We start from the raw sequence: 13,037 nt of genomic DNA on the forward strand, positions 1-13,037 counted from the left end.
CCCCGCGCACGAAAAACCGCAAATTCCGGCCAGACGGTTTCCAGCGGGCATTTTCGATACCTGCAACTACCGGGCTCATTTTAAGCGTTGAATCATGATAAGCTGTATACGGGAAGGCCCATACCATTTTCTGAGTTGAGCGCTAAATTACCGATCGTCGAAGAGGGGGATTTTCGTGAGCAACCAAACTAGCGAATTCGCGCGCGAAAGCGTTGCGGTAGACAGCCTCAATGGGCATGACCACAAAACAATGGCGTTCGACGACGCCAGCGCACTTCTGGAAGTCCTCGTCGCGGTCAGGCGCGGCGACTTCTCCGTACGGATGCGGTCCGACCTGACAGGCCTCACCGGCAAGGTCGCCGATGCCCTCAACGACATCATTGCCGCCAATCAGCGCATGGCCCAGCAGCTCGAGCACGTCGGGCAGGTGGTCGGCCGAGACGGGCGAACGAGCACGCGCGTGCGTTTCGGCCTGTCGGACGGCTCCTGGTCTGAAATGGAAGGATCGATCAACGGTCTGATCGACGATCTCCTGTGGCCGACGACGGCCGTCACGCGCACGATCACCGCGGTCGCCAAGGGGGATCTCTTGCAGACCGTGCCGCTCGACGTTGACGGGCGGGCGCTCAAAGGCGAATTCCTGCGCTCGGCCGATATCGTCAATACGATGATCAAGCAGCTGAGCGTCTTCACATCGGAAGTGACGCGCGTCGCGCGCGAGGTCGGCACGGACGGAAAACTCGGCGGTCAGGCGCAGGTGCCGGAAGTGACCGGTGTCTGGAAGGACCTCACCGAAAGCGTGAACTCGATGGCGTCGAACCTGACGGCGCAGGTGCGCAATATCGCCGACGTCACGATCGCCGTTGCGAATGGCGATCTTTCCAAGAAGATCACCGTCGACGTGCGCGGCGAAATCCTGCAGCTCAAGGAAGCGATCAACACCATGGTCGATCAGCTCAGATCCTTCGCTTCGGAAGTGACGCGCGTCGCGCGCGAGGTCGGCACCGAAGGCAAGCTCGGCGGACAGGCCCTGGTGCCGGGCGTCGCCGGCACCTGGAAGGACCTGACCGATTCCGTCAACGCCATGTGCGGCAACCTGACCGCCCAGGTCCGCAACATCGCCCAGGTGACCACGGCCGTGGCGCGCGGCGACCTGTCGCGCAAGATCACCGTCGACGTCTCGGGTGAAATCCTGGAGCTCAAGGAAACCATCAACACGATGGTCGACCAGCTGAACGGCTTTGCCGGCGAGGTGACGCGCGTGGCACGCGAAGTGGGCACCGAAGGACGGCTCGGCGGCCAGGCGCAGGTGCCGGGCGTCGCCGGCACCTGGAAGGACCTCACTGACAACGTCAATTCCATGGCCTCGAACCTGACCGCGCAGGTGCGCAACATCGCCGAGGTCTCGACCGCGATCGCCAATGGCGACCTGTCGAAGAAGATCACGGTGACGGTGTCGGGAGAAATCCTCGAGCTGAAGGAAACGATCAACACGATGGTCGATCAGCTCAATGCCTTCGCGTCGGAAGTGACGCGCGTTGCCCGTGAAGTCGGTACCGAAGGACGGCTCGGCGGCCAGGCCAATGTGCGCGGTGTCGCCGGCACCTGGAAGGATCTGACCGAGAATGTCAATTCCATGGCCGGCAACCTGACGGCGCAGGTGCGCAATATTGCGGACGTCTCGACCGCGATCGCCAATGGCGACCTGTCGAAGAAAATCACCGTCGACGTGAAGGGCGAGATTCTCGAACTGAAGGAAACCATCAATACGATGGTGGACCAGTTGAACGCCTTCGCCTCCGAAGTGACCCGCGTCGCCCGCGAAGTGGGCACCGAGGGCCGGCTCGGCGGCCAGGCCAATGTGCGCGGCGTCGCCGGCACCTGGAAGGACCTGACCGACAGCGTCAATTCCATGGCCTCCAACCTGACCGGGCAGGTGCGCAACATCGCCGAAGTCGCGACTGCCGTCGCGCAGGGAGACCTTTCCAAGAAGATCACCGTCACGGTGTCGGGCGAAATCCTCGAACTGAAGGAGACCATCAACACGATGGTCGATCAGCTCAACGGCTTTGCCGGTGAGGTGACGCGTGTGGCGCGCGAGGTCGGCACCGAAGGACGGCTCGGCGGCCAGGCCAATGTGCTCGGCGTTGCCGGCACCTGGAAGGATTTGACCGACAGCGTCAATTCCATGGCGGGCAACCTGACGGCGCAGGTGCGCAACATCGCCGAAGTGTCGACCGCGATCGCCAATGGCGATCTGTCGAAGAAGATCACGGTGTCGGTCTCGGGCGAAATCCTCGAGCTCAAGGAAACTCTGAACACCATGGTCGATCAGCTGAACCGCTTCGCTTCCGAAGTCACGCGCGTCGCGCGCGAAGTCGGCACCGAAGGCAAGCTCGGCGGTCAGGCGCAGGTGCCGGGTGTCGCAGGCACCTGGAAGGACCTCACCGAAAACGTCAACTCCATGGCCTCCAACCTCACCGGTCAGGTCAGAAACATCGCCGAAGTGACGACCGCCGTGGCGCGCGGCGACCTGTCGCGCAAGATCACCGTCGACGTGAAAGGAGAAATCCTCGAACTGAAGAACACCATCAACACGATGGTGGACCAGTTGAATGCCTTTGCCGGCGAAGTGACGCGCGTCGCCCGCGAAGTCGGCACCGAAGGCAAGCTCGGCGGCCAGGCGCAGGTATCCGGCGTCGCCGGCACCTGGAAGGATCTGACCGACAGCGTCAACTCCATGGCCGGCAACCTGACGGCGCAGGTGCGCAACATCGCCGAGGTGGCCACCGCCATCGCCAATGGCGACCTGTCGCGCAAGATTACGGTCGACGTGCGCGGCGAAATCCTGCTCTTGAAGGATACGTTGAATACCATGGTCGATCAGCTTCGCTCCTTTGCCGGCGAAGTGACGCGTGTTGCCCGCGAAGTCGGCACCGATGGCAGGTTGGGCGGCCAAGCCGTCGTTCCCGGTGTCGCCGGCACCTGGAAGGACCTGACCGACAACGTCAACCTGCTCGCCGCCAATCTGACGACCCAGGTTCGAAACATCGCCGAAGTGACGACGGCCGTGGCGCGCGGCGACCTGTCGCGCAAGATCACCGTCGACGTGAAGGGGGAAATCCTCGAACTGAAGAACACCATCAACACGATGGTGGACCAGTTGAATGCCTTTGCCGGCGAAGTGACGCGCGTCGCCCGCGAAGTCGGCACCGAAGGCAAGCTCGGCGGCCAGGCGCAGGTGCCTGGTGTCGCCGGCACCTGGAAGGATCTGACCGACACCGTCAACGTCATGGCCGCCAACCTGACCGAGCAGGTCCGCGGCATCGTCAAGGTGGTGACGGCGGTCGCGAACGGCGACCTCAAGCAAAACCTCACCGTCGCATCGAAGGGTGAGGTGGCCGCCCTTGCCGAGACCATCAACAACATGACCAACACGCTTGCGACCTTCGCCGATCAGGTGACCACGGTTGCGCGTGAGGTGGGCGTGGAAGGCCGCCTCGGCGGTCAGGCGAATGTTCCGGGTACTGCGGGAACCTGGAAGGACTTGACCGGCAACGTCAACTTGCTTGCCGCAAACCTGACGACGCAGGTGCGCGCCATTGCCGAGGTGGCGACCGCCGTCACCAAGGGTGACCTGACGCGCTCGATCAAGGTCGACGCGCGCGGCGAAGTGGCCGAGCTCAAGGACAACATCAACACGATGATCGACAACCTCCGGCTCACCACCGAGCGCAACACCGAGCAGGACTGGCTGAAGACCAACCTGGCGCGCTTCACCAACATGCTGCAGGGGCAGCGCGACCTGACACTGGTCGGCAAGATGCTGCTGTCGGAGCTGGCGCCGCTGGTCGGCGCCCATCAGGGGGTCATCTACCAGGTGGATGCCGACGAGCGGCAGCCGGTCCTGTCGCTGCTTTCCGTCTACGCGAAAGGCGGCGAGGCGGCGCACCCGGCCCGCCTCGAATTCGGCCAGGGACTTGTCGGCCAGTGCGCCAGCGACGCCCGCCGCATCCTGGTCACCGACCTTCCCGACAACGTCGTTCCGATAAGCTCCGGCGTGTTCATGACCCTGCCGAGAAGCGCCATCGTTCTGCCGGTGCATTTCGAGGGGCAGGTGAAGGCGGTGATCGAGCTTGCCTCCGCAGGCGAATTTACCGAGCTGCAGCTGTCCTTCCTCGATCAGCTGACGACATCGATCGGCATCGTCCTCAACTCGATCGAAGCGACCATGCAGACCGAAGGCCTGCTCAAGCAGTCCCAGCAGCTCGCCGCCGAGCTTCAGACGCAGCAGCGCGAGCTGCAGCAGACCAACGAGCAGCTCGGGCAGAAGGCGCAGCAGCTGGAGGAGCGCAACGTCGAAGTCGAGGCGAAGAACCAGGAGATCGAACAGGCCCGGCGCGCGCTGGAAGAGAAGGCGACCGAGCTGGCGCTGACATCGAAGTACAAGTCCGAATTCCTCGCCAACATGTCTCACGAGCTGCGCACGCCTTTGAATTCGATTCTCATTCTCGGCCAGCAGCTGGGAGAAAACCCGGATGGCAACCTCTCGGGCAAACAGGTCGAGTTCGCAAAGACCATCCATGGCGCGGGGACCGATCTGCTGAACCTCATCAGCGACATCCTCGACCTGTCGAAGATCGAGTCAGGAACGGTCTCGGTCGATGCCGAGGAGATCTCGGTCAGCAACCTGCTCGAAGTCATGGCCCGGCCGTTCCGGCACGAAGCCGAAAATCGCAACCTGTCGTTCGCGGTCGAGGTCGGCGCCGATATCACCAAGAGCATCATCACGGATTCGAAGCGCCTCCAGCAGATCCTGAAGAACCTGCTGTCGAACGCCTTCAAATTCACCGCGCAGGGCGGTGTGACGCTTCGCGTCGCATCGGCAACGAGCGGCTGGTCGTCCGACCATCCCTCGCTCAAACACGCGCCTTCGGTCATTGCCTTCGAAGTCGTCGATACCGGCATCGGCATACCGCCTGAAAAACAGCGCATCATTTTCGAGGCGTTCCAGCAGGCGGATGCCTCGACAAGCCGCAAATATGGCGGCACAGGCCTCGGCCTGGCGATCAGCCGCGAACTGGCAAACCTGCTCGGCGGCGAGATCCAGCTGCGCAGCACCCCCGGTGTCGGCAGCACCTTCGTTCTCTATCTGCCACTCACCTATGTCGGCGCCGGCGCAGTTGCGCCGAAGTCCGTTCCGCCGGCAAATGTCGTGGAATTCGCCGAGGCGGCAGCACACCGCCGCGCCGAAAAGCCGACCGAACATGTCGAAGACGATCGCCATCAGATAGCGGCCGGCGACTCGGTGCTGCTCGTCGTCGAGGACGATGCGCATTACGCCCGCGTCCTGGTGGATCTCGCCCGCGACAATGGATTCAAGGTTCTGGTGGCGATGCGCGGCAGCGATGCGCTCGCACTCGCGCAGGACTACAGGCCGGCGGCGATCTCGCTCGACATCTTCCTGCCCGACATGCTCGGCTGGACGGTGCTGAGCCAGCTCAAGCAGAATCCGCAAACGCGGCATATTCCGGTCCAGATCATCAGCCTCGACGAGGATCGTCAGCATGGGCTGACCCGCGGCGCCTTCGCCTTCATGAGCAAGCCGACGACCCCGGAAGGCCTCGGCAAGGCACTGTCGCGATTGAAGGCCTATGCACAACCGCGCCGCAAGCATCTGCTGCTCGTGGAGGACAACGAGGCCGAGCGTCTGAGCGTCACCGCCCTTCTCGGACATGACGACATCGATATCACCAGCGTCGGCTCCGGATCGGAGGCTCTCGCCGCCCTTCGGCAGAATTCCGCCGATTGCGTGGTGCTCGACCTTTCCCTTCCCGACATGTCCGGCTTCGACGTGCTGGAGCAGATGCGCGACGACGCCGAGATCGGCGAGGTGCCGGTGGTCGTCTTCACCGGCCGGGAGCTTTCCGCCGAGGAAGACGCGGCGCTGCACAGCATGGCCCGCAGCGTCGTGGTGAAGGGGGTCGAGTCGCCCGAACGTCTCCTGGATGAGACGGCTCTGTTCCTGCACCGGGTGGTCGCCGACCTGCCAGCCGCAAAACAGGCGACGCTGCAGGAACTGCACAGCTCGGACGAGGATCTGGTCGGCGAGACGGTGCTGCTCGTCGACGACGATGCCCGCAACATCTTCGCGCTGAGCAGCGTTCTCGAACGCCGGGGAATGAAAGTCCTGACCGCGACGACCGGCAGCGAAGCCATCGACGTCATCAACAACGAACCCTCTGTCGCGATCGTGCTGATGGACATCATGATGCCTGGAATGGACGGCTACGAGACGATGCAGGTCATCCGTTCGGAACCCCGGTTCCGGCGGTTGCCGATCGTGGCGCTGACGGCCAAGGCGATGAAGGGCGACCGCGAGAAATGCCTGGAAGCGGGCGCGTCCGACTATCTGGCGAAGCCGGTCAATACCGAACAGCTTCTGTCGGCTCTTCGCATGTGGTTGCATCGCTGAGGATCTGGCCATGAACCCCGTCAACATCCTCCTCGTCGACGACCAACCGGCAAAGCTCCTGAGTTACGAGGTCATTCTCGAAGAGCTCCAAGAAAACCTCATCAAGGCGCAATCCGCTCGCGAAGCCTTCGAGCACCTATTGCGCACCGAAATCGCGGTGATCCTCGTCGATGTCTGCATGCCCGAACAGGATGGGTTCGAGCTCGTCAGCATGATCCGGCAGCATCCGCGCTATCAGAACACGCCGATCATCTTCGTTTCCGCCGTCATGCTGGCGGAACCGGACCGGCTGCGCGGCTATGCGGTGGGCGCGGTCGACTACGTTTCCGTCCCGATCGTACCCGAAGTGCTGAGAGCCAAGGTGCGGGTCTTTGCCGATCTCTACAGGAAGACGAGGGAACTCGAACGCCTGAACGTTGAGCTGGAGGCGCGCGTTCACCAACGCACCGCCGAGCTCGAGGCCTCGGCAGCGCAGTTGCGTGAGCTCAACGAGGAGCTCGAGCACCGGATCGATCAACGGACGCGGGAGCGCGAAGAAGCGCTCGCACAACTGTTCGAGGCGCAAAAACTCGACACGATCGGCCACCTGACGGGCGGCGTGGCGCACGACTTCAATAACCTCCTGATGGCAGTTCTCGGCAGCCTCAACCTTCTGAAGAAGCGGCTTCCGGCCGATGAACGCAGCGAACGCCTGGTGACGAATGCGATCCAGGCGGCCGAGCGCGGCACGGCGCTGACCCAGCGCCTGCTTGCCTTCGCACGCCGCCAGGAGCTCAAGCCGCAGGCAGTCGACTTCTTCAGGCTGTTCGAAAACGTCGAGGATCTTCTCGCCAAGGCGGTGGGGCCGCGCATCGAAATCCGCAAAAGCATCCCGGCGGATCTGGCGCCCCTCCTAGTCGACAGCAACCAACTGGAACTGGCGCTGCTTAACCTGTTCGTCAATGCGCGGGATGCGCTCGAAAGCGGCGGAGCCGTGACGGTGGCCGCGGCGGCAGCCGAAGACGCCCGGCCGGCCGGCCTCGCGGGCGGAAATTACATCAGGATTTCGGTTTCGGACGATGGCGAGGGGATGGACGAGGCAACGGTCTCGCGTGCCGCCGAACCGTTTTTCACCACCAAAGGGGTCGGCAAGGGCACCGGTCTCGGCCTGTCGATGGTGCACGGCCTGGCAGCGCAATCCGGCGGCTCGATCCAGATATCGAGCGTCAGGGGCAAGGGCACGACCGTTTCGCTGTGGCTGCCCGTTGCCGAGACATTCGTCAAGGTGCAGCCTCCCGTCGAGCCTCCGGCGACGGAGCCTTTGAAACCGGCGTCGCGGCCGCTTGCCATTCTGGTGGTCGACGACGACGCTCTTGTGAGGACGGGAACCGTGGCGATGCTGGAGGATCTCGGGCACCTGCCGCAGGAAGCGTCTTCCGCTTCCCAGGCTTTGGAATTCTTTGCCGACGGACAGGGTTGCGATCTCGTCATCACCGATCATGCCATGCCGGGCATGACGGGCGCCGAGCTTGCACGTCACCTTCGCTCCTCCTTTCCAGGCCTGCCCATCATCCTAGCCTCGGGCTACGCCGAGTTTTCCGAAGACCATGGCCTCGGCCGGATGCTGCGGATGAAGAAGCCATTCACGCAGGAACAGCTTCAGGCAGCGATGGATCAGGCGCTCTCGGGCAAAGTCGCGGCGGCTTGACGATCGAAGTGGGGATGTACTGGGTGTGTTGCGTTCTGGGCCAGTTCTAACCCTCGTCGCTTTCAAACTGCCGCCCGGCATAGAGGATGCGGAGGACAACAACCTCGGTGGGCTCAACCACGAACGCCACGCTTACACGGCTCTCGAAACCGACAATGCGTAACCCGGGTCGGACATGATCGCGGATGCTGCCGCGCTCGGGGTACGTTTCGAATCCACTTACAAAGGTCTTGATCCGTGCCACGTAATCGCGGGCGACGGTAGAAGATGCGGATGTCTTGCGGACGAAACTATAGATGCTCGCCAAATCCAATTCCGCCTCATCAGTAAGGCGGATACTATAGCGCTTCATCAATCTTCTTCCCGATCGATTTCGTCCATGCGCGCTTCGAGGCGCTTCCAGACCTCATCGAGGGGCTTGGCCTTGGTGGGATCGGCCTTGTAGGCATCATAGGTGGCCGCAACTTCTGTTCGCAGCCAATGCTCGACGGCATTCTCGCGTTCCTGCAAAGCCCGAAGTCCCTCGCGTATGACTTCGCTCTCCGAGGCGTAATCACCGTTAGACACCCGCTGTTTAACGCGCTTCGCCATTTCCACGGGCAACGTGATGCTCATCTGTTGCGTCGAACGCATCGATTACACTCCTATTTTGCAGGTTTATAGCACGCGATAGGATAAAATCCTACTCCCGATAGGATGGAATCATACTCTTAGGGTGTCTGCCGGCGGCGCGCCTCGCGACGGGGCCGCTTTGCGCTCTCCGTGCCTGCGAAACTTTTTGCCCTGACAAAAGTTACCCAAATCCCAACCCCATTTCATCGAAGGCTTTCCTTTGACCCAAATGACGTTCGGACCGGCATTCACCGAAGAGGGTGTTCTATTCCGCCTCTGGGCTCCCCTGCATGAAAGCGTGTCGTTGACGATCGAATGCGCTGATCCGCGGCCGATGCAGGCGGTCGAGGACGGCTGGCACCACTATACGGTCGCGGATGCCAGTGTCGGTAAGCGCTACCGCTTCGTCCTGCCGGACGGTCTCGAAATACCAGATCCCGCCTCGCGGTTTCAGCCGCAGGATGTGCACGGGCCGAGCGAAGTGGTCGACCTTTCCTTCTATCGCTGGAAGACGAGCGACTGGACGGGGCGCCCTTGGGAAGAGATGGTGATCTACGAGATGCATATCGGCAGCTTCACGCCGGAGGGTACTTTCAAGGCCGCGATCGAGCGGCTCGACCATCTGCAGGCGCTGGGCGTTACGGCGCTGCAGATCATGCCGCTGAGTGAATTTCCCGGCCGTTACAGCTGGGGTTATGACGGCGTGCTTCCCTATGCTCCGGACAGCAGCTACGGCCGGCCGGAAGATTTTATGGCGCTGGTGGACGCAGCGCACCAGCGCGGCATCTCGGTTTTCCTGGACGTGGTCTACAATCACTTCGGGCCTGACGGGAACTATATCCCTGCCTATGCGCCGCTCTTTACCGACCACCACAAGACGCCCTGGGGCAACGGCATCAACTACGATGGCGACGGATCGGAGATGATCCGCGAGTTCATCATCGAAAACGCCATCTACTGGATCACCGAGTTCAGGCTCGACGGTTTCCGCTTCGATGCCGTCCACGCCATCAAGGACGACAGCGCCGAGCATCTGCTTCACGCGCTTGCCCGCCGCGTCAGGGCCGCGGCCGGCGACCGGCATGTTCATCTGATCGTCGAAAACGAGGAGAACGACAGCGACCTGTTGACGCGTGACGAAAACGGGGAAGTGAAGCTGTTCACCGCTCAGTGGAACGACGACGTGCACCATGTGCTGCATATCACTGCCACCGGCGAAACCTTCGGCTATTATGCCGATTACGCCGGTGACGCCGGCAAGCTCGGCCGGGCGCTGGCGGAAGGTTTCGTGTTTCAGGGGGAACATATGCCGTACCGCGGCGGAAGCCGCGGCAGGCCGAGCGGCCATCTGCCGCCCACCGCTTTCATCTCCTTCATCCAGAACCATGACCAGATCGGCAACAGGGCGCTGGGGGATCGGGTTCTGGCTTCGAGCCCGGCTGATGTCGTTAGGGCCGTCGCCGCCATCTACCTGCTGGCGCCTGAGATCCCGATGCTGTTCATGGGGGAGGAATGGGGCGCCACAGAACCTTTCCCCTTCTTTTGCGATTTCGACGAGGATCTGAACGAGAAGGTCAGGAAAGGCCGTCGCGAGGAGCTTTCCCGTCTCCCGGGCTTCGACGCCGACGATCTTCTCGACCCGACAGCGCCATCGACCTTCGCCGCCGCCAAGCTGGACTGGTCGAAACTCGCCTCTTCCGAGGTCCTTGGTTTTTACAGGACGCTTCTCGACCTCCGGCACAGCAGGATCGTGCCTTTGCTGAAAGGCGCTGGCGCCGGGAACGCGGTCTATCGCTCGGCGGGAAGCGCGCTCGCGGTGGATTGGACCCTGGCGCAAAACCGGCGTCTTCATCTGCACGCCAACCTCGGCGCCGAGGCGGCGCCGCTCGTCTCGCAGCGGAGCGATGGCGAGACGATCTTCCGTCTCGGCGGCAGCGATGGCGGCAATCTCGTGCCCTGGACGGTGATCTGGAGCATCAGCGAGGCGTGACGGCGTGCTGACAGGAAGGCGATCGAACGATGAAATCTGCTGAGCTCGACAAGCTCGCCCGCCGGCACGGCATCAGCCTGACGAGGCCCAGTCCCGACAATCGGGAGGTGGCGATATCAGGCGAGACCAAACGCAAGATCCTCTCGGCACTGAAGATCGACGTGCCGGGAGCGGCAGATCACGAGACCGGCGCGCTGCGGTGGAAGCCCAAGCCTGCGGCTAAGAAGATCGCCACGTCATTTCTGCCGGATTTCCTTTCCAACACGCGCGTCTGGGGGATAAGCCTGCAACTTTACGAACTCCGTTCGGCACGCAACTGGGGCATAGGAGATTTCGAGGATCTGTCCGATATGGCGGATCTCGCGGGATCGCTGGGCGCCGATTTCATCGGCCTCACCCCGCTTCATGCGCCGTTTCTCGCCGATCCCGAGCGTTGCAGCCCTTATGAGCCCTCGAGCCGCCAGCATCTCAACCCGCTCTATATCGCGGTCGACCGGTTGCCGGGTTTTGCCTGCAGTCCCGAACTCGAACGGCAATTGGCAAGCCTTCGCCAAACCGATCTCGTCGACTACGCCGGCGTCGCACAGATCAAGCTGACGGTCCTGCGCGATCTCTGGCCGGTCTGGCGACAGCGCAGCCTGATTGACGAGGCCTATGATCCGGCCGATTTCGACGCCTTCGTCGTGCAAGGCGGTAACAGCCTGCGACTGCACGCGCTTTTCGAATGCCTGTCGTTTTCCATGGTCGAGCGCGGGGCGGGCGCCGGCTGGCAAGGGTGGCCGGCCGATTTCCAGCGCTTCGACAGCGCCGCCGTCGCCGAATTCGAGCGCGGACACGTGGACGATGTCGGTTTCCACATGTGGCTGCAGTGGCTTGCCCACCGGCAATTGATGCAGACGGCGGACCGGGCGCGGAAGGCCGGCATGCGGATCGGGCTCTATCTCGATCTTGCCGTCGGGGAGGCGGTCGACGGCTCGGCGACATGGAGCGAGCCGGATATCTATGTCGCGAAGGCCACGATCGGCAGCCCGCCCGATCCATTCGCCGTGAACGGGCAGGACTGGCATCTCGCCGGATATCTGCCTTCCGCGATCGCGGCGGGAGAAATGTCGCCTTTCCGGCGCATGGTGAGCGCTGCCATGCGATATGCGGGCGCCATCCGTATCGACCATGCCGCAGCGCTTCGCCGCCTCTTCCTGGTGCCATCGGGCAGCGGGCCGGACGGCGGCGCCTATGTGCGCTATCCCGCGGATCGGCTTCTGCAGATCCTCGCCGAGGTGTCCACTGAGCATCGATGCCTCGTCATCGGAGAAGACCTTGGACTGATCCCCAAGGGATTGCAGGACGATCTGGCAGCCGCCCACATTCTCTCCTACCGCATCCTTTCCTATGAGCAGGACGAGAAGGGCTTCAAGCCGGTGGACGTCTATCCCGTCCTGGCTTTGGCCTGCATTTCGACGCACGACCACCAGACCCTTGCCGGCTGGTGGCGCGGCGCCGACATTCAGGCCCGGTGCGAACACGGCATCGTGCCGCCCGATCTCACTGAAAAACATCTCGAAGACCGCAAGTGCGAGCGGAGGAACCTGAAAGCGGTGCTGAAGGCTGCCGGCCTCGAACTGCCGGCCAGGCTTTCCCAGGCGCGGGCAAGCGAGGAGACGCTGAGGGAATTGACCGTCAGCGGCTATCGCTTCATCGCTAGGACGCCCTCGCTTCTCGCCGCGGTCCGTCTCGCCGATCTCACCGACGAAAAAGGGCCAACCAATGTGCCAGGCACCAGCGACAGCTATCCGAACTGGAAGCCGAAGCTATCGGTTTTGCTCGCGGATCTGATGTCGAGCCCGCTGCTCAAGAGCGTGACGGCGGCAATGCGGGAGGAACGGCCGCGGGAGTGATTAAGGCCGGGCGAGCCGTCCGCTTCATCATTGTCGTTCGATAGGACCCGCCGCGCATATGGAAATCGCTTCGCGCAGGGAACGAATAGGAAGCCGGCGAATTTTGAAGGAATAAGGACAGGCATTGCCGAGATGAGGACCAGTCCGCTCTCGCCGCTTCAGATGCGGCGACCAATATTGATGGGAAACAAGACCATGACGAGCGCATTCATCCTTATCGCATTGGCTCTGATCATCATCTACGCCGGCCCCACGCTGCTGTTCATCTGCGTCGGATATGCCGATTACATGCTGGAGCGGCGAAGGCATATGGTGGCGTTGAAGCACGCCGTGAGGCGTCGCAGCGACGAGTTTTAGAGCCTTTCGCGGGAAAACCGC

The 13,037-nt window shown here is 62.6% G+C and carries 7 protein-coding genes; 5 read left to right on the forward strand and 2 right to left on the reverse strand.

Annotated features, from left to right (window positions below; all coding sequences use genetic code 11):
- Positions 1-175 precede the first annotated feature (175 nt).
- Both RL_RS36505 and RL_RS36510 read left to right on the forward strand, forming a co-directional pair.
- Positions 176-6,475, forward strand: a complete 6,300-nt coding sequence (locus RL_RS36505; protein ID WP_011649471.1) for a HAMP domain-containing protein — start codon at positions 176-178, stop codon at positions 6,473-6,475.
- Between the two features lie 10 nt (positions 6,476-6,485).
- Complete coding sequence (locus RL_RS36510; protein WP_011649472.1) at positions 6,486-8,162, forward strand: response regulator; 1,677 nt, start codon at positions 6,486-6,488, stop codon at positions 8,160-8,162.
- A gap of 46 nt (positions 8,163-8,208) precedes the next feature.
- Here RL_RS36510 and RL_RS36515 read toward each other — a convergent pair whose 3' ends face one another.
- Together RL_RS36515 and RL_RS36520 are read right to left on the reverse strand one after the other, a co-directional pair.
- Positions 8,209-8,514, reverse strand: coding sequence for a type II toxin-antitoxin system RelE/ParE family toxin (locus RL_RS36515; protein WP_011649473.1), 306 nt, complete (start codon positions 8,512-8,514; stop codon positions 8,209-8,211).
- Complete coding sequence (locus tag RL_RS36520; protein ID WP_011649474.1) at positions 8,514-8,795, reverse strand: type II toxin-antitoxin system ParD family antitoxin; 282 nt, start codon at positions 8,793-8,795, stop codon at positions 8,514-8,516. The genes RL_RS36515 and RL_RS36520 overlap by 1 nt, the downstream gene beginning before the upstream one ends.
- Positions 8,796-8,994: 199 nt before the next feature.
- On the opposite strand from RL_RS36520, the gene treZ reads away from it, so the two are divergent.
- The 3 genes from treZ (at position 8,995) to RL_RS40340 (ending at position 13,016) form a co-directional block, all read left to right on the forward strand.
- Positions 8,995-10,764 carry a malto-oligosyltrehalose trehalohydrolase gene (treZ, locus tag RL_RS36525; protein ID WP_011649475.1) on the forward strand — a complete coding sequence of 590 codons (1,770 nt, stop codon included), beginning with the start codon at positions 8,995-8,997 and terminating at the stop codon, positions 10,762-10,764.
- A gap of 29 nt (positions 10,765-10,793) precedes the next feature.
- Complete coding sequence (malQ, locus tag RL_RS36530) at positions 10,794-12,659, forward strand: 4-alpha-glucanotransferase (RefSeq protein WP_011649476.1); 1,866 nt, start codon at positions 10,794-10,796, stop codon at positions 12,657-12,659.
- 195 nt (positions 12,660-12,854) lie between these two features.
- On the forward strand, positions 12,855-13,016 hold the full coding sequence (locus RL_RS40340) for a hypothetical protein (protein WP_165422426.1): 162 nt from the start codon (positions 12,855-12,857) through the stop codon (positions 13,014-13,016).
- Positions 13,017-13,037: the final 21 nt, after the last annotated feature.

Origin of the sequence: Rhizobium johnstonii 3841 (assembly GCF_000009265.1) — a bacterium.
Lineage (GTDB): Bacteria > Pseudomonadota > Alphaproteobacteria > Rhizobiales > Rhizobiaceae > Rhizobium > Rhizobium acaciae.

Bases quoted from the DNA above. Each gene is read 5' to 3' on its own strand.
- RL_RS36510 (WP_011649472.1), top strand. From the start codon at position 6,486: ATGAACCCCGTCAACATCCTCCTCGTCGACGACCAACCGGCAAAGCTC.
- RL_RS36515 (WP_011649473.1), bottom strand. From the start codon at position 8,514: ATGAAGCGCTATAGTATCCGCCTTACTGATGAGGCGGAATTGGATTTG.
- RL_RS36520 (WP_011649474.1), bottom strand. From the start codon at position 8,795: ATGCGTTCGACGCAACAGATGAGCATCACGTTGCCCGTGGAAATGGCG.
- malQ (WP_011649476.1), top strand. From the start codon at position 10,794: ATGAAATCTGCTGAGCTCGACAAGCTCGCCCGCCGGCACGGCATCAGC.
- RL_RS40340 (WP_165422426.1), top strand. From the start codon at position 12,855: ATGACGAGCGCATTCATCCTTATCGCATTGGCTCTGATCATCATCTAC.